Consider the following 23,379-nt stretch of genomic DNA (forward strand, 5'->3'; position numbering starts at 1 on the left):
CGGCGAACGCCGGGCCTCTGGCCGTTCGGCGTCAGTGCGTGAACGCCTGGAACTCGGCGGCCCGCACCTGCTCCCGCTGCGGGCTCGCCGTGGCGCAGTCCGTCGCGGAGGTCGGGTCGGCGTCCTGCTCCCCCGCGTACAGCGGGTTGCCGGTGCACTGGGTGCTGACCACGCGCAGCATCAGGTGCGTGGCCTTGGCCGGGCGCACGTCGAACGACTTGATCAGCAGGTCCGAGCCGCGCGGGCGCGGCAGCGCGGTGTCGAACACGTCCTTCTTGCTGGTGTGGATCCTGGTGAAGCCGGCCGGGTCGGCGCAGTTCGCGCTGCAGGCCAGCACCTCGAAGGCGCGCAGGGCGGAGAAGCGGTTCTGCCCGCCGGGGTCGGCCGGGTCGGTCACCGCGGGCCGGAGCATGGCGCTCACCTGGACCCTGCGGACCGTGACGGGCTCGTCGCCCGCGAGGTCCACGACCACCGACTTGCCGGCCGGCGCGCCGGAGAGCGAGGCCCAGTTCGTGGCCTCGGTCTCGTCGATGAGCTTGGCCTGGTTGACGCCGTCGCCGCTCGCCGTCGCGCCGCTCGCCGCCGCGGCGAGGTTGCGGGTCAGCGGCAGGGCCAGCGGCAGCGTCACGCCCGGCAGCACCGCGAACGTCAGCCGCCGGTGCCCGAACCCGGCGCCGGCCACCACGAAGTCGTAGACGCCCGGCGTCATCTCCACGGTGTCGCCGAGCGGGGTGGCCGGGTCGGTGTCGGCGACCGGGACGGCGCGGGCCTCGTAGTCGCCGACGTAGAGGCGCAGCGCCGCGTCCTTCGCCTCGCCGAGCGGCTTCAGCCGCAGCGAGCCGTTCCTGCCCGCCGGGTTGACGAAGCTCGGCGTCGCCTCGCCGTCGTTCGGGCCGGTGCTGGCGGCGTCACGGCCCAGGCCGTGCTCGGCGAACGCGCGCCACATGATGTCCTGGTTCGCGCCGCCGAAGCGGATCGCGTCGGCGGCGAGCAGGGCGTCGCGGTGGTCGACGTACGTGACCGCGCCCGAGGCCATGAGCAGCAGCGCGTCGAAGGAGAGCTGCGCCCAGCGGCGGTTGCCGGGGCAGCGCTCGACCGGCGTGCGGCCGTCGGCGCAGGAGCGCTGGAGCTTGTCCGTGCCGGAGCCGTAGCGCTTGACGAAGGCCGCGCGCACGTCGAACTGGGTGGCCGTCCAGATCTCGCCGTCGGCGTGGACCTGCTGGCCCACCAGGTCGTAGTTGAGGTCGCTGTAGTTGAGCGGCGACTTCGACATGTCGTAGTTGCGGATGCCGCGCTGCTTGTCGCCGGTGACGTAGCCGCCGATCACGTACGGGGTCGCGCCCGCCGGGCGGAAGCCGTACTCGTAGAGGTACTCCATGGCGAACAGGTCGGAGGTGCTCTCGTTCATGGCGCCCGCCTGGGCCCCGCTCCAGCCGGCGTTCGGGCCGCCGATCATGCGGCCGGAGATGGCGTGCGAGTACTCGTGGGCGATGACCGACATGTCGTAGTCGCCGTCCACACAGGGCCCGTAGAAGGAGCCGGCGATCGGCTGCCACAGGTACATGTTCGTGATCGGCGCGGTGCCGTCAGGACCGGTGATCTGGTTGGCGTTGTCGCGTACGGACGCCACCCGCGCCCCCGCCTGGGCGTTGCCCTGCTCGGGGTCGCCGCCGAGGCCGCCGCGCCCGCCGTTGTCGGTCTGCATGTTCCACGCCGACTCGGTGAAGCCGAGCCGGTAGGACCAGTCGTGCATGCGGTTGTGCATGGCGTTGAGGTTGGCGATGGCCGCCTCCAGATCGGCCTCGCCGGGCTGGTCGAGCGCGGCCGGGTCGCACTTGGCGGTGTACCAGGCGTTGCGCCACGGGTAGACGTAGTTCCGGCTCGGGGTGAGCACGTTGGAGCGGGTGCCGACGGTGAACGCGTCGCCGCTGGCGCGGTTCTCGTAGGTGCGGGCCGCGTTGCCGAGGCTCGTGTTGGTCGGCTCGCCGGTGGCGTGGTCCACGTCCCATGCCTTGCCGGTCGCCGCGTCGCCGCCGGTGGCGAGGTCGCAGCCGGGGCCGGCGGTGTGGCACCAGGTCTGGCGGGTGTCGGCGGAGGAGTAGTCGCCGCGCGGAGTGGCGGGGAACACCCCCCACTTCGGGTTCTCGGGGTCGAAGTGGTCGACCAGGTTCTCGCGGGTGAGGATCTCGCCGCTGACCGCGTCCACGTGCGTCGTGTACGCCGCGGGCTCGCCGTCCGCGCCGCCGATCAGCACGACCTGGTAGGCCCGGTGCACGCCGTCCGGCGCGGGCACCGCCACCGCCGTGACCTTCTGGGTGACGGCCGTGGCGAGGTCGATGCCGCCGTCCCTGGCCGCGATCTCCAGCGCCTGCCGCTCGCTGATCGCGGCGGCCGGGGGCTCCTGCGTGGCACGTGACAGCGAGGAGGTGACGGACCGGACGGCGCCGTTCACCACGCCGACGGCGACCAGGCCGTCCACCCCCGCCGGCAGGCCGCCGAAGCGCTGCCGCAGCAGGACGGCGGCCCCGTCGCCGATGGGGTTGACCGCGACCTTCTCCAGCGCGTCGACGGCCTCGGCGGGCAGGCCGAAGACGCTCTCGTTCGCCTTCAGGTAGGCGCGGGCGGCCTGCTCGGGATCGGCGCCGAGACCCTGGGCGAGGGGTTCGGCGCTGACGACGGCGGCCGGGGTGCCGAGCTTGTTCCAGCGGATCTCGGCGGCGGGGCCGGCCCTGCGGGCGGTCGCGCCGGGCGGCGGCTCGACCCGGCCCTGACGGTTGTCCACGTCGGGCTTGGCGTGCTGCTCGGCCTGGAAGTCGTGGACGGGGACCTGCCCGCCGGGTTCGCCCCGGGCCGGTCCCACGGGAGACAGTGCGGCCGCGACGAGCGCGGCGGCGAGGAGGGTGCTGCTGCGTAACCAGGACTTTGACGACACGTTGGTCCTCTCTGGCCGGCGGAGGGCGCGCGGATCACGCGCGCCCTCCGCCAGAGGTAACACCGTGTTGACTGCCTGACAAGATCCCGGTCCGGAGGGACGGGCGCGGGCCTACGTCGCCGCGGGCAGGCGGACCTGCGGCGCGACGCGGTCGGCCCAGGCGGACACCACGGCCTCCAGGTCCGGGAGCTGTGACTCCAGGAAGGCCAGGCCGGGCGTCGGCACGGTGGCGCCCAGCTCGACCAGCAGCGGACGCAGGTGCACCTCGACCGCCAGCGCGTGCTTGGGGTCGCCCATGACCAGCAGCGGCAGCGCGGTCTTCCCGGCCAGCGCGGCCGGGGGCAGCCGGTCGAGGAACGCCTTCAGCAGCCCCGTGTAGGTGCCCTTGTAGGTGGGGCTCGCGACGACGAGCACGTCCGCCTCCGCCACCAGCCCCAGCGCCGCCTCCACCCCCGGGGAGGCGGCGGGGGCCAGCAGGTGGGGGCCGAGCGCCGACAGGTCGGCCAGCTCGTGCGGCAGGGACGCGCCGAGCCGGGCGGCGACCGCCTCGGCCGCCGCGACGGCCACGGCCTCGGTGCGCGAACCCGCCCTCGGGTTGCCGACGACGGTGAGAACGGTCATGGGTTCGCCTCCTGGCGTGAGGTGGTGGTCATCCGGCGGCCACCAGGTCCTTGGCGTAGCGCGAGGCCGGGCGGGGCAGGCCGTAGTTCTCGCGGAGGGTGCGGCCCTCGTACGCGTGCCGGAACAGCCCCCGCGCCCGCAGCTCGGGCACCACGTGGTCGACGAAGTCGGACAGGCCGTGCGGCAGGATCGGCGGCATCACGTTGAAGCCGTCGGCCGCGCCGCCCTCGAACCACTCCTGGATCTGGTCGGCGATCTGCTCGGGCGTCCCTGCGACGACCCGGTGGCCGCGGCCCCCGGCCAGGCGGGCGAGGAGCCGCCGGACCGTGAGGCGCTCGCGCCTGGCCAGCTCGACGACGAGCTTGCGCCGGCTCTGCGCGCCCTCCGTCTCGACCGGCACGTCGGGCAGCTCCCGGTCCAGGTCGTCCTCGGTGAGCTCGATGCCGGTCATCTGGCCGAGCTGTGCCAGCCCGTACGCGGGGACGATCAGGTCCTCCAGCTCCTTCTCCAGCCGCAGCGCCTCCCGCTCGGTCGAGCCGATGATCGGCGAGATGCCGGGCAGCACCAGCACCTCCTCGGGGCGCCGGCCACGGGCGGCGACCCGGCGCTTCAGGTCGGCGTAGAACTCCCGCCCCTCCTCAAGGGTCTGCTGGGCGGTGAAGACGGCCTCGGCGTAGCGGGCCGCGAAGTCCTTGCCGTCCTCCGACGACCCGGCCTGCACCAGCAGCGGATGGCCCTGGGGCGGGCGGGAGGCGTTGAGCGGGCCGCGGACGGCGAAGTGCGCGCCCTCGTGCTCGATGGCGTGGATCTTGCTGGTGTCTGCGTAGCGGCCGGCGACGCGGTCACGGACGACGGCGTCGTCCTCCCAGCTGTCCCAGAGCTTGAGCACGACGTCCAGGAACTCCTCCGCGCGGGCGTAGCGGGCGGCGTGTGGGGGGCGTTCGACGCCGAAGTTGCGGGCCTCGGCCTCGCCCGCGGAGGTGACGATGTTCCAGCCGGCCCGGCCGCCGCTGATGTGGTCGAGCGAGGCGAACTTGCGCGCCACGTGGAAGGGCTCGTTGTACGTCGTGGACACGGTCGCGATGAGCCCGACGTGGTCGGTGACGGCGGCCAGGGCGGCCAGCAGGGTGAGGGGTTCGAGGCCGCCGAGCGCGTTGTGCCCGACGTGCCCCTGCAGGGCGAGCCCGTCGGCGAGGAACACCGAGTCGAGCGTGCCGCGCTCGGCGATCCTGGCCAGCTCCTGGTAGTGCCGGACGTCGGTGAGGCGGGCCGGCTCGGTGCTCGGGTGCCGCCAGGCGGCCTCGTGGTGGCCGACGCCCATGAGGAAGGCGTTGAGGTGGAGCTTTCTCGTCACGTGGTCCTCCAGGTGGAGAAGCGGCGCTCGGCGGCGACCAGGAGCAGGTTCAGCAGCAGGCCGAGGACGGAGATGGTGATGATCCCCGCGTACATGTCGGGGATGCGGAAGCTGGACTGGGTGTCGAGGATGAGGTAGCCGAGGCCGGCCTTCGCGCCGACCATCTCGGCGAACAGCAGCACGAGGATGGAGGTCGCGCCGGCCAGCCGCACGCCGGTGAAGATCGCGGGCACGGCGGCGGGCAGGATCACCTTCTGGAACAGCCGGAACGGGCCGAGGCCCATGGACCTGGCGGACTTCACGAGCAGGGGCTCGACGGTCTTCACGCCGCTGATCGTGTTGAGCAGGATGGGCCACGAGCAGGCGTACAGCACGAAGGAGACCTTGGCGGGCTCGCCGATGCCGAGGATCAGCGTGAACACCGGCAGCAGCGCCACCGCCGAGGTGTTGCGGAACAGCTCCAGCAGGGGCGTCAGCAGGTCGGCGACCGGGCGGTACCACCCGATGAGCAGCCCGAGCGGGATGGCGAGCACGACGGCCAGGCCGAAGCCGGCCAGGGAGCGGCCCAGCGACGCCCCCAGGTGCTCGGGGAGGCTGCCGGTGACGAGGAGGTCGTACCAGGCGGCGAGGTCGTCCGAGAGCGGGGGGACGAACACCGGGTCCACGACGCCGGTCCTCGGCAGGATCTCCCAGGCGGCGAGGAGGAGCAGCACGGCGACCGTGTTGACCCCGGCCCTGCGCAGCCACGCGGGCAGCCGACCGCGCCGCCGGGTGGGCGGCGCAACGTCGTCCTTGGAGTCGTCGTCGGCCTCGTCGTCAGGAAGGTCGTACCAGTGAAGGTCGCCGGGCAGTGCGGCGCGGGTGTCAGCCATGGGTGATCGCCACCTCTCGCTCCTGCACCTGCGCTGCGGCGACCTCGTCGCGCAGCAGCGTCCAGATGTGGTGACGGTACTCGCCGAAGGCCGGGTCGGCGCGCAGGTCGCCCTCGCGCGAGTCGAACGCGACCTCGACGATCTCCTTGATCCGGCCGGGCCGCGAGGTCATGACGGCGACCCGCTGCCCCAGGTAGACGGCCTCGTCGATGCCGTGCGTGATGAAGATGACCGTCTTGCCGGTGTGCTGCCAGACGCGGACCAGCTCCTCCTGCAGCGACTCGCGGGTCTGCGCGTCGAGCGCGGCGAACGGCTCGTCCATGAGCAGCACGTCGGGGTCGAAGGCGAGGCTGCGGGCGATGGCGACGCGCTGGCGCATGCCGCCGGACAGCTCGTGCGGGTAGCGGTCCTCGAAACCGGCGAGGCCCACCAGCGCCAGGTGCTCGCGCGCCCGCGCCGCCCGCTCCCGCCTCGGCACGGCCTTGGCCTCCAGGCCGAACTCGACGTTCGCCTGCGCGGTGCGCCACGGGAACAGCGCGTACTGCTGGAAGACCACGCCCCGGTCGAGGCCGGGTCCGGTGACGGGGTCGCCGTCGATCAGGATCTGCCCGGACGTCGGCGGGGTGAGCCCGGCGACCAGGTCGAGCAGGGTGGACTTGCCGCAGCCGCTCGGCCCGACGAGCGCGAGGAACTCGCCCGCGCGCACGTCGAGGTCCACCCCGGACAGCGCGGTGAACGGCTCTGCGGCGTCCCTGACGTGGAAGGTCTTGGTGACGTTGCGGATGCCGATCTCGGTCATGAGGCGCTCCCGGCGGCGTAGGGGTTGAACGCGTTGGTGTAGAGGTCGTCGGGCTCGACCTGGCCGGGGCGCAGCTCGCCCTCGCGGGTGAGCCAGTCGATCCAGGTGCCGAACTCCTTCGGGGCGATGACGCCGCCCTTGCCGGCGATGCCGGTGCTCTTCCAGAAGCGGACGGTCTCGGCGCTCTCGTTCCGGCCGCGCTTGGCGATGATCCGCTCGAACGTGCCGACGACCTCGGCCCGCGAGTGCGTCTGCGCCCAGGCGACGGCCTTGGCGAAGCCGGTCACGAACGTCCTGGTGGTGGTCGGGTTGTCGGCGATGAAGTCCTCGCGCAGCACGATCGAGCCGGCGGTGAACGGGCCGAACAGGTCCACGTCGGTGAACAGCGGCCGCAGGCCGCCGCGTTCGAGCGCCTTGTCCCTGAGCACGCCGCCGAGGGTGCCCGCGTCGAGCTGTCCCTGCCGGACGGCCTGCTCGGTGTTGACCGGCGGGATCACCACGAGCTGGACCTGCTTGATCTCGTCGGGGGTCAGGCCCTGGCGCTTGAGGTATTCCTTGATGACGGCCTCGTGGTGCGCGCCGAGCGTGTTGACGCCGATCTTCTTGCCGATGAGGTCGCGGGCGGTCCTGATCGGGCTGTCGTCCTTGACGTAGTAGCCGTTGAAGGTGTCCTGGTCGGAGCCGTAGTAGCCGACCACGGCCTTGATGGGGGCCCTGGCGGCCTTGAGCTTGACGATCGCGCCGTTGAACGCGCCGCCGAAGTCGGTCTGGCCGGTGGCGGCCGACTGGATGTCCTGGGGGCCGGAGGTGGTGTTGCCCACCCACTTGAGCTTGAGGTCGCCGAGGTAGCCGAGCTCCTCGGCGAGCTCGGCGTAGGTGACGGCGCCGGGGCTGCCCTGGTAGCGCAGCACCTTCACCTCCGACGTTCCGGTGGTCGCCTCGGCGCCGCCGCAGCCCGCCAGGACGGCGGGCAGCAACGCGGCCATGAGGGCATGTCTGGTCTTGATCACGGTGGGGTTCCTCGTCGGGGGGAGGGAGTGAGGGGTCCTGGGTGCGTGATCAGCGACACTGCGCGCTGGCGACGTGGCCGTGGTCCACGTGCGGGCGCCGGGTCAGGTAGAGGCCCTGGCTCATGCGTACGAAGCTACGGCCCTCCTTTCCGAAAGTCAACTTTTCCTACTGGACATGCATGAAATTAGGCTCGATCTCGTACGACACACTCGATCAGGGAGGCTCGATGATCTTCATTACCGCGAAGTTCCGCGTCAAGCCGGAGCACGCCGACCGCTGGCCGGAGATCACCGGGGAGTTCACCGAGGCGACCCGCGCCGAGCCCGGCTGCCTGTGGTTCGACTGGTCGCGCAGCCTCGACGACCCGGCCGAGTACGTCCTGGTGGAGGCGTTCCGCGACGACGCGGCCGGGGCGGCGCACGTGCAGTCGCCGCACTTCGAGCAGGCCCGGCGGGATCTGCCGCAGTACCTCGTGGAGACGCCGCGCATCGTCAACACCACGGTGCCGCAGGACGACTGGTCCGAACTCGGCGAGATGGCCGTGAAGGACTGACCCGGCCCTACCTCCTGCACGTCGCCGTAGGCGAACAGCTCGAACGGCTCCCGCCCGGCCCGCGGCGTGAACTCGCGCGGGTCGGGCGGGCTCGCCTGGCCGCCGGAGTCGGTATAAGTCAGGACAAGTTTTTTTCCGGGTTATTGACGAAAAAGAGGTGACCTCGGCACACTCTCCGTCATGTCACTCCCCCGTGGCCCCCTGTCCCAGCTCCGGCGCGGGCACGAAGAGCTCGTGCTCGGCCTGCTGCGCAAGCACGGCCCGCTGAGCCGGGGCGAGCTCGGCAAGCTGTGCCGGCTGTCGCGCACCACGCTGTACGACATCCTCGCCGAGCTCGTCGCCACCGGCGCCGTCGTGCCCGCCGGGCAGCAGGACGACGGCCCGCGCGGCCGGGGCCGGCCGGCCGAGACGCTGACGCTCAACCCCGGCGCCGGGCAGGCGATCGGCATCGACTTCGCCCGGCGGGCGCTGCACGTGGCGGCGGTCAACCTGGCGCACGAGATCGTCGGCGCGGCCAGCGAGCCGCACGACGCCGACCTGCCGTGGGAGCGGCGGGTGGACCTGGCCGAGCGGCTGATCGGCCGGCTCGGCGGCGGCGACCTGCGGCTCGGCGCGCTGAGCGCGATCGGCGCGGGCGTCGTCGGCCCCATCAGCGACCCCGGCAGCGAGGGCGGGCCGGACGACGCCGGGGAGCCGCTCCCCCACCGGGCGCAGGTGCTGCTGCGGGAGCGGTTCGGCGTGCCCGTGCTGCTCGACAACAACACCCGCCTGGCCGCGCTCGGCGAGGCCATCTGGGGTGCGGCCGCCGGCGGCAGGGACGTGCTCTACCTGCGCCTGTCCCACGGCGTCGGCGGCGGCCTGGTGATCGACGGGTCGCTGCACCGCGGCGCGTACGGCCTGTCCGGCGAGTTCGGCCACATCGTGGTCGATCCGGGCGGCCGGCCGTGCTCCTGCGGCGGCACCGGCTGCCTGGAGACCGTCGCCTCGGTCAGGGCCGTCCTCGACGCCTACCGTGAGCGCGGCGGCCAGGCCGACGACGTACGCGGCCTGGTCGAGGCCGTGGGGCGGGCGGAGCCGGGCGCGCTCGCCCTGCTGGCGGAGGTCGGCACGGACATCGGCGCGGTGCTCGCGGCCCTGTGCAACGCGGTCGGCCCCGGCGTCATCGTGATCGGCGGCGAGCTGGCCGAGACCGGCGCCGCGCTGCTGGAGCCGATCGGGCGCACGCTCGACGCCCGGATCATGCCGATCTCCCGGCACCGGGTCAGCCTGCGCCGGGCCACGCTCGGCGAGGCCGCGGGCGCGCTCGGCGGCATCGCGCTGGTGCTGCACGAGTCGCCCCTGCTCTCCCGCTACCCGGCCGGCCCCGACCTCGCCGCCGGAGCTCCCCCGCCGTCCCCGCGGCACCACAACCTCGTGAAGGAGGGTTCATGACCCAGCTCACCACGCTGGGCAGGCCGGCGGCCCCGACGGCGCGGCGCGCCGCCGGGCGTCCCCGGCGCACGCTCGTGCTCAACCTGGTCGCGGTCGTCCTCGGCCTGCTCGTCTGGACGCTGCTGGCCACGATCGGCGTCCAGGGCCTGCCGACCCCGCTGGAGGTCGCGGTCAAGGCCGGCGAGCTGGTCGCGGACGGCACCCTGCTCCAGGACGCGCTCGCCAGCCTCCGCCGGGTGCTGCTCGGCTTCCTCATGGGCACGCTGCTCGCGATCCCGGTCGGCTTCCTCATGGGCTGGTACGCCACCGCGCGCGGCCTGCTGGAGCCGTACGTGCAGTTCTTCCGCACCATCCCGCCCCTGGCGATCATCCCGCTGGCCATCGTGCTGCTCGGCATCGGCGAGGTGCCGAAGGTCTTCGTGATCTTCCTGGCCGCGTTCCTGTCCAGCGTCGTCTCGACCTTCCAGGGCGTGGTGGACGTGGACAAGACGCTCATCAACGCCGCCCGCGTGCTGGGCGCGTCCGACCGGACGATCTTCCTGAAGGTCGTGGTCCCGGCGTCCACGCCGTTCATCCTGGTCGGGATGCGGGTCGGGCTCGGCTCGGCCTGGGGGACGCTGGTCGCCGCGGAGCTGATCGCCGCCCAGGAGGGGCTGGGCTACCGGATGCAGCAGGCCCAGCTCTACTACGACCTGTCCACGATCTTCGTGGGTCTCATCGCCATCGGCGTGCTCGGCCTGCTGATGGACCGCCTGCTGCTGCTCGCCGAGCGCCGCCTCACCGACTGGCAGGAGCGCCGATGAACGCCAAGATCTCCTTCAGGGACATCGTCAAGACCTATCCGATGAAGGACGGCGTCTTCACCGCGCTCGACCACGTCTCCCTGGACATCGCCGACCGCGAGTTCGTCACGGTCGTCGGCCCGTCGGGGTGCGGCAAGAGCACGCTGATGAGCATGGCCGCCGGCCTGACCGAGCCCACCTCGGGCGAGGTGCTGGTGGACGGCGCGCCCGTCCCCGGCCCTGGACCGGACCGCGGGGTGATCTTCCAGCAGTACGCGCTGTTCCCGTGGCTGACCGTGCGCAAGAACGTCGAGTTCGGCCTCAAGCTCATGAACCTGCCGCCCGACGAGCGCAGGAGGCGCGCCGAGCACGCGATCGAGCTGGTCGGGCTGTCGGACTTCGCCGACGCGCTGCCCAAGACCCTGTCCGGCGGCATGAAGCAGCGCTGCGCCATCGCCCGCGCGTACGCGGTCGACCCGCAGGTGCTGCTCATGGACGAGCCGTTCGGCGCCCTCGACGCGCTCACCCGGGTCCAGCTCCAGGACCAGCTCCTCGCGACCTGGAGCCGCGAGCAGCGCACCGTCATGTTCATCACCCACGACGTGGACGAGGCCGTCTACCTGGCCCGGCGGGTGATCGTCATGGCCGCCCGGCCCGGCCGCGTCCAGCAGATCGTCGAGGTGGACCTGCCGTATCCGAGGACCGAGGAGATGCGGCTGTCGCCGGAGTTCGCGCGCATCCGCAACGAGGTCTGGCACGGCGTCTACCACCAGCCCAAAGCAGCTTAGAACCCCCCTGGAAAGGATCAACACGACATGCGCTCTCTTCGCCGCGCCCTCACCACCGCCGCCGCGGTGAGCGTCCTCGCGCTCTCCGTCACCTCCTGCTCAGACGACGGCACCACCGTCCGCTTCGGCTACATCGGCGACTACAACGGCGCCAGCCTGCTCGCCGTCGCCCAGAAGCAGGGGCTCTGGGAGAAGCAGGGGCTCACCCCCGAGATCAAGGTCTTCACGAATGGACCGCTCCAGATTCAGGCGCTCGGCGCCGGCGACCTGGACTTCGGCTACATCGGCCCCGGCGCCATGTGGCTGCCCGCCTCCGGCAAGGCCAAGGTCGTCTCCATCAACACGCTCGGCTTCGCCGACCGGGTGATCGGCCGGCCCGGCGTCAAGAGCATGCAGGACCTCAAGGGCAAGAAGGTCGGCGTGCCCGAGGGCACCTCGGGCGACATGGTGCTCAACCTGGCCCTGCAGAAGGCCGGGATGACGGCCGCCGACATCCAGAAGGTGCCGATGGACGCGGCCACCGTGGTGTCGGCGTTCTCCGCCGGGCAGATCGACGGCGCCGGCCTCTGGTATCCGCTGATCGACACGATCAAGGAGAAGGTGCCGGACATGACGGAGATCGCCAGCACCCGCGAGTACCCCGACAACTCCTTCCCGAACGCCTTCGTCAGCGGCACCGACACCGACCAGGAACTGACCACCAAGGTGATCAAGGTGCTGCAGGAGGCCAACGACTGGCGGGCCGCGCACCCCGAGGAGACCATCAACGAGACGGCCGCCCTGCTCAAGCTCGACCCGGCCAAGGTCAAGTCGGACGCGGCGAACGTCGAGGTCATGTCCACCGCCGACCTGGTCGCCAAGACCAAGGACGGCACGGTCGCCAAGTGGCTGAACAGCCTCGGCGACTTCTTCGTCGGCACCGGCCAGCTCAAGTCGCTGCCCGAACCGTCGTCGTACTACACCGGCGACCTCTACGAGAAGGCGTACGGCAAGTGAACCTGCTGTTCCTCATGACCGACCAGCACCGGGTGGACACGCTCGGCTGCTACGGCAACCCGCACGTGGCCACGCCCAACCTCGACCGGCTGGCCGCGAGCGGCACCCGGTTCGACCGGTTCTACACGCCCACGGCCATCTGCACGCCGGCGCGGGCCAGCCTGCTCACCGGGCAGGCCCCGTTCCGGCACCGGCTGCTGGCCAACTACGAGCGCAACGTCGGCTACCTGGAGGACCTGCGCGACGACGCGTTCACCTTCCCGTCCGCGCTCAAGGAGCGCGGCTACCAGCTCGGGCTGATCGGCAAGTGGCACGGCGGCACCCACCGCAACGCCGCCTCCTACGGCTTCGACGGCCCCGACCTGCCCGGCTGGCACAACCCGGTGGACCATCCCGACTACCTCGCCTACCTGGAGGAGCGGGGGCTGCCGCCGTACAAGATCTCGGACCTGATCCGGGGGACGACGCCGAACGGCAACCCGGGCAACCTGCTGGCCGGGCGGCTGCACCAGCCGGTCGAGGCCACCTTCGAGCACTACCTGGCGACGCGGACGATCGAGCACCTCGACCGGTACGCCGCCGACGGCCGCCCCTTCTACCTGGCCGCGCACTTCTTCGGGCCGCACCTGCCGTACCTGCTGCCTGACGAGTACTTCGACATGTACGACCCGGAGCTGGTGGAGCTGCCGCCGTCGATCGCCGAGACGTTCGAGGGCAAACCGCCGGTGCAGCGCAACTACAGCGCCCACTGGGCGTTCGACACCCTGCCCATCGAGATCACCCGCAAGCTCATCGCGGTCTACTGGGGCTACGTGACGCTCATCGACCAGCAGCTCGGCCGCATCCTCGACCGCCTCGACGAGCTGGGGCTGAGCGACGACACCTCGGTCTTCTTCACCGCCGACCACGGCGAGTTCACCGGCGCCCACCGCCTGCACGACAAGGGCCCGGCCATGTACGAGGACATCTACCGCATCCCCGGCATCGTCCGCGTGCCCGGCGCGCCGCCACAGGTCAGGAACGAGTTCGTCACCCTCACCGACTGCACCGCGACGATCCTGGAACTGGCCGGCTGCGACCCGGAGCCCGCCGTGGACAGCCGCAGCCTCCTGCCCCTGGTGCGCGGCGAGCATCCGGAGTGGCCGGGCGAGCTGCTGGCCGAGTACCACGGCCACCACTTCCCCTACCCGCAGCGGATGATCCGCGACGACCGCTACAAGCTCGTCGTCAACCCCGAGTCCGTCAACGAGCTCTACGACCTGCACGCGGACCCGTACGAGCTGAGCAACCGCTACACCCACCCCGAGCTGGCGGGGGTCCGCCGCCGCCTCATGCGCAGGCTGTACGACCTGCTGCGCGAGCGCGGCGACAACTTCTACCACTGGATGACCCCGATGTACGACATCGGCGCCTCCGACTACGACCCCACGCTCAGCTCCTTCGAGAAGGAGGACGCCACCGGGTGATTCCCGTTGCGCATGGGACGGCGAAAGCCCTGCGACCCGCCGCCGAGTGTGTTTGACTCACGCGGTAATCACACCCTCTGGGAGGGTTTCACCATGGGGGAGTTCGTGGGGATCGACCCCAGCCGAGCACACGACCTCATCCGCCGCCTCGAAGCCGGCAGCCTGCTGCTGGGCGGCGTGCGTCCGCTGGTGGACGCGGCCGTGGCGGGGGCCGGCGACGACTGGGCCGGCCCCCGCCACGGCGCGACCGCGCTGCGGCGGGCGCAGGAGTTCCTGCACGACGCGCGGCGGGAGCTCAGGTGGCGCATCGACGCCGCCGAGCAGCTGGTGCCGGTGCGCGAGCGCGGCCTGCTCACGGCCGTGTTCCCGTTCGCCTGTGAGGCGGAGGCCACGCGGGCGGCCGCCGAGACGGCCACGGCCGTCCTCGCGGCCCTCGCCACCCGCCGCCCCGACGAGGTCGAGCGCGCCTTCGCCGCCACCACCGGACTCACCGGCGAGGCGACGAACGGAGCACCCGGCGAAGCGGCCTCCGCGACGCCGCGCGAAGCGGTGGGTGATCCGGCCTATGCGGCGGCGTTGCTGGGCGTGCTCGGGCCCGGCGGCCTGGTTCTCGTTCTGCGTGGCTGGTCGGAGGCAGAGGTGCCCGGCGAACGCGACGGTCTGCCGCCCGCCGCGCTCGTCCGGGCGGCCTCCGCCTCCCCCGGTCTGCTGGCGCGGGCCTTCGCCGCCGCCGAGCGCACCGGCAGGCTCGGAGAGGAGTGGCGCGAGCTGCCCGCGACCGCTCCGGCCGACGTGCTGACCACGCTGATCGCGCTGGCCCGCCCGTCGGGCGCGTTCCTCAACGTGGTCGCGGTCGAGCTGCTGAACCGCCGCCCGGACGCCGGTCCCGACTGGAACCTGCACCACCTCGCGCACGCCTACCGCTCCTTCCCGGAGGCGCTGCAGGAGCTGCTGGCCGAGCACCAGAAGGAGACCGGCGTCCTGCTGGACGCCTACGCCCTCGGCACCCACCCCGCCTACGAACGGGCGCTCGCCGCGGCGCTGCGGCACGCGCTGGAGCCGGGCGCGGGCGCGGACGGCCTGCGCGAGCGGGCCTGGTCCGGCCTGACCGGCGCCCTCGACGCCGGCCACCGCCTGTGGCAGGACCTGGAGACCTTTCGCGAAGCCGGAGAGCGCGTATGACCAGCAAGCACCAGCTCCTCCGGCAGGCCGCCGAGAAGGAGTCCCTGGCCTCCACCTTCACCCGCTACGCCCGCCGCCTGACCGGCGCGCTCGACGGCGTGCCGGCGCACCCGCAGGAGTGCGAGGCGTTCTGGACCGGGCCTGCCGCCGAACGGTTCGCCGAGCGGGCCGCGGGGCTGCGCCGCGAGCTGGCCGAGCTGGAGGACACCTGCCTGGCCACCGCCGAGAACCTGCGCCGCCGGGCCCGCCGGCTGCGCGAGGACGCCGCCGCGGCCGCAGACCGGCAGGGCGACTGGCAGGGCGCGCAATAATCCGCAACCACTTGCGCTCCCACGCAAAAAGCTGACGAAAAACCGAAAGTTGCGCACAGCTCCTTGTGGACCGGTGTGCGGGGGACCTACTGTCGCGTCACCCCCCGACCCTCGGACGCCCCGAGAGAAGTGAGCACCGGATGCGCCGTATCCCCCTTCTGGCCGTGTCGGCCTTACTCGCCGTCGCCGGGCTCGCCCCGGCCGCCCCCGCGGCCGCCGCAGGACGGGCTCCCGTGGTGACGCGAGCGGGCCTGGACCCCGCCCTGGTCGCCGGGCGTGGCGCGGCCGTGGACTTCGCCGAGCAGGAGGCGGAGAACGCCGCCACGAACGGCGCCGTCATCGGCCCCGACCGGACCGCGTACACGCTGCCGTCCGAGGCGTCGGGCCGCCGGGCCGTGCGGCTCGCGCCCGGCCAGCACGTCGAGTTCACGCTGCCGGCCGCGGCCAACGCCCTGACCGTGCGCTACAGCATCCCGGACGCGCCGGGCGGCGGCGGGATCACCGCGCCGCTGGAGGTCACGGTCAACGGCGGTGACCGGCGGACCATGACGCTGACCTCGCAGTACTCGTGGCTCTACAACCAGTACCCGTTCTCGAACGACCCCCAGGCGGACCTGCTGCACCCCGACTGGTGGATCACCGAGTGCGCGTGCGTGCCGGACGCCACCACGCCGCCGCCGGTCGTCGCCAAGCCGTTCCGTCCCCACCACTTCTACGACGAGCAGCGGCTGCTGCTCGGCCGCGCCTACCGCGCGGGCGACCGGGTCCGGCTGACCGCCCCCGCGCGCGGCGGCGCGGCCTGGACCGTCATCGACCTGATGGACTCCCAGCTCGTCGGCCCGCCGCGGCTGGTGCCGGGGGCGAACGTGGTGGCCTTCGGCGCCGACCCCACGGGGCGGCGCGAGTCGGCGGAGGCGTTCGACCGGGCCATCGCCTTCGCCAAGCGGGCCCGGCTGAAGGTGTACGTGCCGCCGGGGACGTACCAGGTGAACCGGCACATCGTCGTGGACGACGTCACCATCGCCGGCGCGGGGAGCTGGCACACGATCATCAAGGGCCGCGAGGTCGCGCTGCCCGCCCCCGCGCCCGGCGGCTCCGTCCACACGGGCGTCGGCTTCTACGGCAGGCCCGCGGCCGAGGGCGGCAGCAGGAACGTGCACCTGTCCGGCTTCGCCATCGAGGGCGACGTGCGCGAACGCGTGGACACCGACCAGGTCAACGGCGTCGGCGGCGCGCTCAGCGACTCCACCATCGAGGGCCTGCACATCCGCCACACCAAGGTCGGCATGTGGTTCGACGGGCCGATGACGAACCTGCGGATCACCGGCAACATGATCGTCGACCAGGTCGCCGACGCGATCAACTTCCACACCGGCGTCACGGACTCGGTCATCGCGGGCAACGTCATCCGTAACACCGGTGACGACGCCATCGCCCTGTGGTCGGAGAAGAGCGCCGACGCGGGCAACCGCGTCGAGCGCAACACCGTGCAGTCGCCCGCGCTGGCCAACGGCGTCGCCGTCTACGGCGGCCGGGACAACACGGTCTCCGGCAACCTGGTGGCCGACCCGGTCCGCGAGGGCAGCGCCCTGCACGCCGGCTCCCGCTTCGGGGCCGAGCCGTTCGAGGGGCGGCTGACGATCTCCGGCAACACCACGGTGCGGGCGGGGACGTACGAGCTGAACTGGAACATCGGGCTCGGCGCGATCTGGCTCTACGCCCTGGAGCGGGACATCGCCGCCGACGTGCGGGCCACCGGCAACCACTTCCTCGACAGCACCTACAACGCGATCATGCTGGTCAGCGAGTGGTCGGTTAAGGACCTGTACGCGATCACGAACGTGCACTTCAAGGACACCCGCGTGGACGGCACGGGGACGTCGGTGGTGAGCGCCCGGGTCAAGGGGTCGGCGACGTTCGAGAACGTGGACGCGCGCAACGTCGGCGCGGTCGGCGTGAACAACTGCGGCTCCTTCGGCTTCCCGTCCACCGGCTCGGAGTTCACGCTGACCGACCTCGGCGGCAACGACGGCGGCTGGCTCGCGCCGTGGATGCTGCCGAACACGATCACCTGCGACGACCGCCCGCCGGTGGTGCCGCCCCCGCCGCCGTCCCGCTGGTGACCCGGAGCGCTATCCGCGCATGCCTTCCAGGCCCCTGACCACGGTGGTGGTCAGGGTGCCGACCTCGCCGATGCCGATCGTCACCGTGTCGCCGTCCTGGAGGGTGAACGGCAGGTCGGGCACCAGGCTCGTGCCCGTGGCCAGGACCGCGCCGTCGGGGAAGACGTCCGCGCGGAACAGGTAGCCGGCCAGCTCGTCGAGGCGGCGGTGCAGGTCGGAGGTGGACGACTTGCCGTCCCACACGGTCGCGCCGCCGCGGGCGATGGTGAGCGTGATGTCCAGCGCGTACGGGTCCGCGACCTCCCACGCGGGCCGGATGGCCGGGCCGACCGCGCACGCGCCCAGGTAGATCTTGGCCTGCGGCAGGTAGAGCGGGTTGACGCCCTCGATGGTGCGGGAGCTGACGTCGTCCACGACCGTGTAGCCGACGATCTCGCCGGCCGCGTTGAGTACCAGGCCGAGCTCCGGTTCCGGCACGTCGATCTCCGAGTCCGCCCGCACCGCGATGCGGCCGCCGTCGCCGGTCACCTTCCAGGCGACGGACTTGAAGAACAGCTCGGGCCGCTCGGCGTCGTAGACCAGCTCGTACACGTCGGCGGCCCGCTCGCTCTCCAGCACCCGCGCCTCGCGCGAGCGCCGGTAGGTGACGCCCGCCGCCCACACCTCCATCAGCCCGTCCACCGGGGCCAGCCTGCGCACCGCCGCCGAGGGGTGCCGGGCGCCGCCGGGGGCGGTGACGCGCTCGCGCAGCTCCGCGGCCGGCAGCCGCAGCAGCTCGCCGACGGTGGTGACGCCGGACAGCTCGGTCACGTGCTCGCCGTCGTCGACGCCGACCGCGTCGGCGCCGGACAGGGGGCTGACGAAGCGTACGATGTGCATGCCTGCTCCTACCGCGAAAGTCCCGTTCGACAGCAAGTCTCCCCCATCACGCCTTTCGCCGTCGCGTCAGACCACGTCGAAGTCGGCCATCATCGCCATGTCCTCGTGCTCCAGGTTGTGGCAGTGCAGCATGTACCTGCCGCGGTGACCGGCGAAGCGGGCCAGCACGTCCACGACCTCGTACGGCCGCACGTCGACGGTGTCCTTCCAGCCGCCGTCCGTCGCCGACGGCGGCCGCCCGTTGCGTGCCAGCACCAGGAAGTGGGCCAGGTGCAGGTGCACGGGATGGTGGAAGTCGCTGGTGAAGCGCCAGATTTCGGCGGTGCCGAGCCGGGGCCTGGCCAGCGGGACGCCGGGCCGGTAGGGCTCGCCGTTGATCGTCCAGGCGGTCTCGCCGCGCCGGAAGTCGAACCGGCGGGTGGCGACCGCCGGCCCCACGTCGGCGGGACGCATCGCCCTGCGGGAGAGCGCCTTCGGCACGGCGCTGTCGTCGGCGGCGCGGCGGGCGACGACGAAGCGCACCACGTTCCCGGCGGAGCCCTCGCCCAAGGCGTTGACCAGGGTGACCGCGGTGCCGACGGGGTAGGCGGAGAAGTCGACCAGCACGTCCTGGCGCTCGCCGGGCGCGAGCGGGATCTCCTCGTGCGCCACTGGCGCTGCCAGCAGCCCGGCGTCACTGCCGATCTGCACGAACGGCGTGCCGCCCGGCGCGAGCCGCAGCAGGTAGCGGCGGGCGTTGGAGGCGTTGACCAGGCGCAGGCGGTGCCGGGTCGCGGTGACCTCGGCGACCGGCCAGGGAGCGCCGTTGACGAGGACGACGTCGCCCGCGACGCCCTCCATGTGGTCGCCGCCGAAGTGCCCGCCCGCCGCGTGGTCGGGGTAGCGGAAGGAGCCGTCCGCGGCGAAGGAGCGGTCGCAGATGAGCAGCGGCAGCTCCCGCTCGCCCCCGGGGAGGGGCAGGGCGTCCTCCTCGTCGTCGCGTACCAGGGCGAGGCCGGCCAGGCCGCGCCACACCTGCGGGGCCGTGTGGTCCATGCGGTGGTCGTGGTACCAGAGGGTGGCGGCGGGCTGGTCCACCGGGTAGCGGTACTCCTTCACGCCCTGATGGTGGGTCTCGGGGTGTCCGTGATGGTGGGCCGGGTAACCGGCGGGGACGACGAGGTCGGTGGGGTAGCCGTCGGCGTCCGGCGGGTTGACGCCGCCGTGCAGGTGGGTGGAGGTCGGGACGGGCAGCTCGTTGCGTACCGCGACGGTGACCGGCCGGCCGCGCCGCAGCTCGAACGTGGGGCCGGGGAAGGTCCCGTCGTACCCCCAGATCGGGGTGCGCAGGCCCGGGAGGATCTCCGCCTCGGCCGCCCGCTGGGTCACCTCGTAGCGGCCGGGGCCGACCGGCCGGGCGGGCGCGGGCACCGGGAGCGGCACCGTGAACGGCCTGGGCAAGGGCGCGAGGCTGGGCAGCAGCTCGCCGGAGCGCGCCCCGCACCCGGCGGCGGCGAGCCCGGCCGCGCCGAGCGCCCCCAGGAACGCCCTCCTCGACAGCCCGCTCATGCCGCGCTCCCCCGGCCGAAGCGCCAGGTCCAGGCGGTGAAGACGGCCGACAGCCCGAAGACGGCCATGCCGAGGGGGAAGTGCAGCGCGATGACCCGCCACTGGCCGAGCGCCACCTGGACCGTCTCGGCCGCCACGATCCCCAGGCTGGCCAGCGCCGGCCACAGGGGGCCGCGGGCGGGCCGCCACAGCAGGACCGCCGCCAGGAGTTGCAGGTACAGCAGGCTGTGGGTGACCCCGGCGTTGTCGCGGTGCCAGGCCAGCAGGTCCACGTCGCCGGTGACGAAGAGCCCGGCCAGCGCCGCCTGGGCCAGCACGCCGGCCAGGTGCGCGGTGGCGAGACCGCGCAGCGGCCACAGGACCCACGAGGGGATCGGGGAAGGGGTGGTCATGGGACGCCATCGTGCGCGGCCGGGCCTCCCCCGGGCGTCGCCCGGGGGACGGCACTGGGGCGTACTCCCCGTGGAGTACGCCGGCCCGTTCCCGCCGCTGACGTACGCCCGCCGGACGACGCCCGGCCCGGCGGCGACGCTCTACGGTGTGGGCATGAGCAGCCGGAGAACAGACGCCCTGATCGCCGCGGGCGCCCTCGCCGGGATCGTCGGCGGCACGTACGCGAACCTGTCGTGGGCCGGTCCCGGCGAGCGGCCGCTCGACCCGGCGGGACTGATCCTGATCACCGTCACGGCGCTGTCGCTGGCCTGGCGGCGCGCGGCCCCGCTGACGGCCGGGATCGTCGCCGTCGCGGCGGGCGCCGTGTACTACGCCGCCCACTACCCGGGCGTGTTCGCCGCCGGGCCCGCGCTGGCCTCGATCTACACCCTCGCCTCGCTCGGCCGCCGGACGCAGGCGATCTGGCTGGCGGCGGGGCTGGCGCTGCCGGTGTACGGGCTCATGGCGCTGGCCGATCAGGACCCGTCGGTCGGCGACGGGATGACGCTGCTGAGCGGCTGGCTGGTCGCGATGGTCGTGATCGGCGAGGTGACGCGGAGCGGGCGGGCGTACCTGCGGGCGGTGGAGCAGCGCGCCGAGGAGGCCGAGCGCACCCGCGAGGAGGCGGCGCTGCGCCGGGCCGGCGAGGAGCGGCTGTGGATCGCGCAGGAGCTGCACGACTCGCTCACGCACACCATCTCCGTGGTCAACGTGCAGGCCGCGGTGGCGATGGAGCTGATGGACCGGGATCCGGCGCGGGCCAGGGAGGCGCTGGCGGCGGTCAAGGACTCCGGGCACGAGGCGATGCGCGAGCTGCGGGCCACGCTGGGCGTGCTGCGGCGGGCCGGTCCTGAGCGCGAGGCGGAGGCCGGGCTCGACGGGCTGCCCGGGCTGGTGTCCAGGGCCGGGCGGGCGGGGCTGCGGGTGTCGTACGAGGTGACCGGCGAGCCGTACCCGGTGCCGCCGGGGGTGGGGCGGGCCGCGTACCGGATCGCGCAGGAGGCGCTGACCAACGTGCTGCGCCACTCGGGCGCGGCGTCGGTCGCGGTGGCCGTCGGCTACGATCCGGCGGGGATCACGCTGGCGGTGGACGACGACGGCGAGGCCGCGACGGTCACGCCGGGGATGGGGCTGATCGGGATGCGCGAGCGCGCGGTCGCGGCGGGCGGCTCGCTGACGGCCGGGCCGGGCCCGGCCGGCGGCTTCAGCGTGCGCGCCGACCTGCCGGTGCCGGCGGTGGCGGCCAGGTGATCCGGGTCCTGCTGGCCGACGACCAGCCGCTCATCCGCGCCGGGTTCAAGGCGCTGCTGGAGCTGACCGACGACATCCGGGTGGTCGGCGAGGCCGGCGACGGAGCGCGGGCGGTCGAGCTGGCCCGGCGGCTGCGCCCCGACGTGGCGCTGCTCGACGTGCGGATGCCGCTGCTGGACGGCATCCAGGCCACCCGCAGGATCGGCGCCGACCCCGAGCTCGACGGCGTCCGCGTGGTGATCCTCACCAACTACGCGCTCGACGAGTACGTCTTCGCCGCGCTGCGGGCGGGGGCGTCCGGCTTCCTGCTGAAGGACATCGAGCCGGGCGACCTGCTGCGGTCGGTGCGGGTGGCGGCCCAGGGCGAGGCGCTGCTGTCGCCGTCGGTGACGCGCCGCCTCATCGAGGAGTACGTCAGCACCCCGCCCCGCCCGGCCGCCCGCCCCGAGGGGCTGGAGCGGCTGACCGAGCGGGAGCGCGAGATCGTCTCCCTGGTCGGCCGCGGCATGTCGAACGAGGAGATCGCCGCGCACCTGGTGATCAGCGCGGCCACCGCCAAGACGCACGTGAGCCGGTCGATGACCAAGCTGGGCGTGCGCGACCGGGCGCAGCTCGTCGTCCTCGCCTACGAGTCGGGGCTGGTCGTGCCGGGCGGCCGACCGTAGCGGGCCCAGCCTGTCAGACTCAGCCTGTCAGACTCAGCCCGTCAGCAGGACATAGGCGTTCAGCACCCAGATCAGCGTCCACAGCACGACGGCGCCGAGCCGGCCGTCCACCGTGCGGTCCCCGCTCATCAGGACCACCTCGCTTCCCCTTCCGCTCATCGTCGTCCTACCCGCTGACCGGCTTGCCGAGCGCGCTGCCGGCCAGCCAGTCCTCCCACGCCTTGGCCCACGGCGTCGGGCCGTTGCCGAAGCGCAGCTTCCTGGAGGTCCCGGTGACCTCGATGACGTCGCCGCGCTGGGTGAACTCGTAGAACCAGCGCGCGTCCTCCGGGCTGGCGTTGACGCAGCCGTGGCTGACGTTGCGGCTGCCCTGCGCGCCCGTGGACCACGGGGCGGCGTGGAAGAAGGTGCCGCTGTAGGTCATGCGGACGTTCCACTTGGTACGGATGCGGTATTCGCCCGGCTTGCCGACGGTCGCGGAGTCCATGATGGTCGTGGCGGCCTTCTCCTGCGCGATCATGACGCCGGAGTAGCTGTCGTCGCCGGGCTTGCCGAGGCTGACCGGGATCGTCCTGACGACCTTGCCGCCGTCCCGCACCACGGCGCGGTGCGTGCTCGCGCTGACCTTCGTGATGTGCGAGGGGCCGACCGTGAAGCTCAGCTCGCGGTCCTTCGTGCCCCACACGTCCTCGCCCGCGCGCAGCCCCGCCAGATGCGCCACGACCGTGACCTTCTCCCCCACCGGCCAGTACTCGCGCGGCCTGAACTGCACCTCGCGCTCGCTCACCCAGCTCCACGCGCCCTCGACCGGCTCCGACATGCGCAACTCAAGCGCCCGCTCGATCCGCGCCCGGTCCGCCTTCGCGGTCACCGGCCGCGACAGCAGGAGCTGCACGGGCATCCCGACGCCGACCTTCTCGCCGTCCAGCGGCGACATGCCGCTCTCCAGCACCCGCTTCGGCTTGAGGGTGGTGAACGTGGCGGTCGCCGTGACCGGCTTGCCGTCAGCGCCCGTGGCCTCGGCGCTCACGGTGTAGCGGGCCGAGGGCCGTAACGGCCACCGGGGGCGCCAGGTGCCGTCGGCGGCGAGCGTGCCGCGCACTTGGCGGCCCTTAGCGTCGGCGACGCTCACGCCGGTGACCTTGCCCTGCGCCACCTTGACGGCGACGCCCGTGTCCGGCGGGACCTTCGTGGTCCCGTCGGCGGGCGTGATCGCCAGTCTGGCCACCGGGCCTCGCTCCGCCGGCGTGCCCGCGCCGCCCGGCCGCGCCTCACCGCCGATCCCGCCGGCTGACGTGCAGCCGGCGGTCAGGAGCAGCGCCGCGGCGAGGGCGCCGGCGATCGTCGTGCCGTTCCGCATGATGCCTCCCGCCTGAGGAGAGC

At 73.0% G+C, this 23,379-nt stretch carries 21 protein-coding genes; 11 read left to right on the forward strand and 10 right to left on the reverse strand.

Translation table 11 applies throughout. The features are described from left to right. Positions 1-31: 31 nt before the first annotated feature. The 6 genes from ABD292_RS01395 to ABD292_RS01420 form a co-directional block, all read right to left on the reverse strand. A complete protein-coding gene (locus ABD292_RS01395; protein WP_344204602.1) occupies positions 32-2,932 on the reverse strand; it encodes a M36 family metallopeptidase in 2,901 nt (966 codons plus the stop codon). A 111-nt stretch (positions 2,933-3,043) separates the two neighbouring features. Beyond that, positions 3,044-3,553 (reverse strand): NADPH-dependent FMN reductase, encoded by a 510-nt coding sequence (locus tag ABD292_RS01400; RefSeq protein ID WP_329582285.1) that lies wholly within the window; start codon positions 3,551-3,553, stop codon positions 3,044-3,046. A 28-nt stretch (positions 3,554-3,581) separates the two neighbouring features. After that, on the reverse strand, positions 3,582-4,907 hold the full coding sequence (locus tag ABD292_RS01405; RefSeq protein ID WP_344204605.1) for an LLM class flavin-dependent oxidoreductase: 1,326 nt from the start codon (positions 4,905-4,907) through the stop codon (positions 3,582-3,584). After that, on the reverse strand, positions 4,904-5,779 hold the full coding sequence (locus tag ABD292_RS01410; RefSeq protein WP_344204606.1) for an ABC transporter permease: 876 nt from the start codon (positions 5,777-5,779) through the stop codon (positions 4,904-4,906). Before ABD292_RS01410 ends, ABD292_RS01405 begins: the two co-directional genes overlap by 4 nt. Continuing rightward, entirely contained in the window at positions 5,772-6,578 is an 807-nt protein-coding gene (locus tag ABD292_RS01415) for an ABC transporter ATP-binding protein (protein ID WP_344204607.1), read from the reverse strand. Before ABD292_RS01415 ends, ABD292_RS01410 begins: the two co-directional genes overlap by 8 nt. Then, positions 6,575-7,588 carry an ABC transporter substrate-binding protein gene (locus ABD292_RS01420; protein WP_344204609.1) on the reverse strand — a complete coding sequence of 338 codons (1,014 nt, stop codon included), beginning with the start codon at positions 7,586-7,588 and terminating at the stop codon, positions 6,575-6,577. The genes ABD292_RS01415 and ABD292_RS01420 overlap by 4 nt, the downstream gene beginning before the upstream one ends. Positions 7,589-7,815: 227 nt before the next feature. On the opposite strand from ABD292_RS01420, the gene ABD292_RS01425 reads away from it, so the two are divergent. The 9 genes from ABD292_RS01425 (at position 7,816) to ABD292_RS01465 (ending at position 17,221) form a co-directional block, all read left to right on the forward strand. Further along, positions 7,816-8,142: a putative quinol monooxygenase gene (locus ABD292_RS01425; RefSeq protein ID WP_344204611.1), complete on the forward strand. Its 327-nt coding sequence runs from the start codon at positions 7,816-7,818 to the stop codon at positions 8,140-8,142. Between the two features lie 180 nt (positions 8,143-8,322). Continuing rightward, the gene (locus ABD292_RS01430) at positions 8,323-9,573 is read left to right on the forward strand and encodes an ROK family protein (RefSeq protein WP_344204612.1); all 1,251 of its coding nucleotides are present in this window, start codon (positions 8,323-8,325) and stop codon (positions 9,571-9,573) included. Beyond that, positions 9,570-10,376: an ABC transporter permease gene (locus tag ABD292_RS01435; protein ID WP_344204613.1), complete on the forward strand. Its 807-nt coding sequence runs from the start codon at positions 9,570-9,572 to the stop codon at positions 10,374-10,376. The genes ABD292_RS01430 and ABD292_RS01435 overlap by 4 nt, the downstream gene beginning before the upstream one ends. After that, positions 10,373-11,143 carry an ABC transporter ATP-binding protein gene (locus ABD292_RS01440; protein WP_329582307.1) on the forward strand — a complete coding sequence of 257 codons (771 nt, stop codon included), beginning with the start codon at positions 10,373-10,375 and terminating at the stop codon, positions 11,141-11,143. The genes ABD292_RS01435 and ABD292_RS01440 overlap by 4 nt, the downstream gene beginning before the upstream one ends. A 27-nt stretch (positions 11,144-11,170) precedes the next feature. Then, complete coding sequence (locus ABD292_RS01445) at positions 11,171-12,139, forward strand: aliphatic sulfonate ABC transporter substrate-binding protein (RefSeq protein ID WP_344204614.1); 969 nt, start codon at positions 11,171-11,173, stop codon at positions 12,137-12,139. Continuing rightward, positions 12,136-13,605 carry a sulfatase family protein gene (locus ABD292_RS01450; protein ID WP_344204615.1) on the forward strand — a complete coding sequence of 490 codons (1,470 nt, stop codon included), beginning with the start codon at positions 12,136-12,138 and terminating at the stop codon, positions 13,603-13,605. The genes ABD292_RS01445 and ABD292_RS01450 overlap by 4 nt, the downstream gene beginning before the upstream one ends. A 93-nt stretch (positions 13,606-13,698) precedes the next feature. Further along, positions 13,699-14,787, forward strand: coding sequence for a hypothetical protein (locus ABD292_RS01455; RefSeq protein ID WP_344204616.1), 1,089 nt, complete (start codon positions 13,699-13,701; stop codon positions 14,785-14,787). Beyond that, a complete protein-coding gene (locus tag ABD292_RS01460; protein WP_344204617.1) occupies positions 14,784-15,098 on the forward strand; it encodes a WXG100 family type VII secretion target in 315 nt (104 codons plus the stop codon). Before ABD292_RS01455 ends, ABD292_RS01460 begins: the two co-directional genes overlap by 4 nt. Positions 15,099-15,238: 140 nt before the next feature. Beyond that, positions 15,239-17,221, forward strand: coding sequence for a glycosyl hydrolase family 28-related protein (locus ABD292_RS01465; protein ID WP_344204618.1), 1,983 nt, complete (start codon positions 15,239-15,241; stop codon positions 17,219-17,221). A gap of 9 nt (positions 17,222-17,230) precedes the next feature. On the opposite strand, the gene ABD292_RS01470 is transcribed toward ABD292_RS01465, so the two are convergent. The 3 genes from ABD292_RS01470 to ABD292_RS01480 form a co-directional block, all read right to left on the reverse strand. Continuing rightward, on the reverse strand, positions 17,231-18,100 hold the full coding sequence (locus ABD292_RS01470; RefSeq protein ID WP_344204619.1) for a fumarylacetoacetate hydrolase family protein: 870 nt from the start codon (positions 18,098-18,100) through the stop codon (positions 17,231-17,233). A gap of 66 nt (positions 18,101-18,166) precedes the next feature. Continuing rightward, entirely contained in the window at positions 18,167-19,648 is a 1,482-nt protein-coding gene (locus ABD292_RS01475) for a multicopper oxidase family protein (protein ID WP_344204621.1), read from the reverse strand. Then, positions 19,645-20,040, reverse strand: a complete 396-nt coding sequence (locus tag ABD292_RS01480; RefSeq protein ID WP_344204623.1) for a hypothetical protein — start codon at positions 20,038-20,040, stop codon at positions 19,645-19,647. The genes ABD292_RS01475 and ABD292_RS01480 overlap by 4 nt, the downstream gene beginning before the upstream one ends. Between ABD292_RS01480 and ABD292_RS01485 the strand changes: the two genes are divergently transcribed. Both ABD292_RS01485 and ABD292_RS01490 read left to right on the forward strand, forming a co-directional pair. Continuing rightward, complete coding sequence (locus ABD292_RS01485; RefSeq protein ID WP_344204625.1) at positions 20,039-21,331, forward strand: sensor histidine kinase; 1,293 nt, start codon at positions 20,039-20,041, stop codon at positions 21,329-21,331. The two genes, ABD292_RS01480 and ABD292_RS01485, sit on opposite strands and share 2 nt — an antisense overlap. After that, positions 21,328-21,996, forward strand: a complete 669-nt coding sequence (locus ABD292_RS01490) for a response regulator (RefSeq protein ID WP_344204626.1) — start codon at positions 21,328-21,330, stop codon at positions 21,994-21,996. The genes ABD292_RS01485 and ABD292_RS01490 overlap by 4 nt, the downstream gene beginning before the upstream one ends. 166 nt (positions 21,997-22,162) lie before the next feature. Here ABD292_RS01490 and ABD292_RS01495 read toward each other — a convergent pair whose 3' ends face one another. Next, positions 22,163-23,356, reverse strand: coding sequence for a L,D-transpeptidase (locus ABD292_RS01495; protein WP_344204627.1), 1,194 nt, complete (start codon positions 23,354-23,356; stop codon positions 22,163-22,165). Between the last annotated feature and the right edge of the window lie 23 nt (positions 23,357-23,379).

This window comes from Nonomuraea bangladeshensis (assembly GCF_039529455.1).
Classification (GTDB): domain Bacteria; phylum Actinomycetota; class Actinomycetes; order Streptosporangiales; family Streptosporangiaceae; genus Nonomuraea; species Nonomuraea bangladeshensis.

Bases quoted from the DNA above. Each gene is read 5' to 3' on its own strand.
- ABD292_RS01400 (WP_329582285.1), bottom strand. From the start codon at position 3,553: ATGACCGTTCTCACCGTCGTCGGCAACCCGAGGGCGGGTTCGCGCACC.
- ABD292_RS01410 (WP_344204606.1), bottom strand. From the start codon at position 5,779: ATGGCTGACACCCGCGCCGCACTGCCCGGCGACCTTCACTGGTACGAC.
- ABD292_RS01415 (WP_344204607.1), bottom strand. From the start codon at position 6,578: ATGACCGAGATCGGCATCCGCAACGTCACCAAGACCTTCCACGTCAGG.
- ABD292_RS01425 (WP_344204611.1), top strand. From the start codon at position 7,816: ATGATCTTCATTACCGCGAAGTTCCGCGTCAAGCCGGAGCACGCCGAC.
- ABD292_RS01430 (WP_344204612.1), top strand. From the start codon at position 8,323: ATGTCACTCCCCCGTGGCCCCCTGTCCCAGCTCCGGCGCGGGCACGAA.
- ABD292_RS01435 (WP_344204613.1), top strand. From the start codon at position 9,570: ATGACCCAGCTCACCACGCTGGGCAGGCCGGCGGCCCCGACGGCGCGG.
- ABD292_RS01440 (WP_329582307.1), top strand. From the start codon at position 10,373: ATGAACGCCAAGATCTCCTTCAGGGACATCGTCAAGACCTATCCGATG.
- ABD292_RS01445 (WP_344204614.1), top strand. From the start codon at position 11,171: ATGCGCTCTCTTCGCCGCGCCCTCACCACCGCCGCCGCGGTGAGCGTC.
- ABD292_RS01455 (WP_344204616.1), top strand. From the start codon at position 13,699: ATGGGGGAGTTCGTGGGGATCGACCCCAGCCGAGCACACGACCTCATC.
- ABD292_RS01460 (WP_344204617.1), top strand. From the start codon at position 14,784: ATGACCAGCAAGCACCAGCTCCTCCGGCAGGCCGCCGAGAAGGAGTCC.
- ABD292_RS01465 (WP_344204618.1), top strand. From the start codon at position 15,239: ATGCGCCGTATCCCCCTTCTGGCCGTGTCGGCCTTACTCGCCGTCGCC.
- ABD292_RS01470 (WP_344204619.1), bottom strand. From the start codon at position 18,100: ATGCACATCGTACGCTTCGTCAGCCCCCTGTCCGGCGCCGACGCGGTC.
- ABD292_RS01475 (WP_344204621.1), bottom strand. From the start codon at position 19,648: ATGAGCGGGCTGTCGAGGAGGGCGTTCCTGGGGGCGCTCGGCGCGGCC.
- ABD292_RS01485 (WP_344204625.1), top strand. From the start codon at position 20,039: ATGGGACGCCATCGTGCGCGGCCGGGCCTCCCCCGGGCGTCGCCCGGG.
- ABD292_RS01480 (WP_344204623.1), bottom strand. From the start codon at position 20,040: ATGACCACCCCTTCCCCGATCCCCTCGTGGGTCCTGTGGCCGCTGCGC.
- ABD292_RS01495 (WP_344204627.1), bottom strand. From the start codon at position 23,356: ATGCGGAACGGCACGACGATCGCCGGCGCCCTCGCCGCGGCGCTGCTC.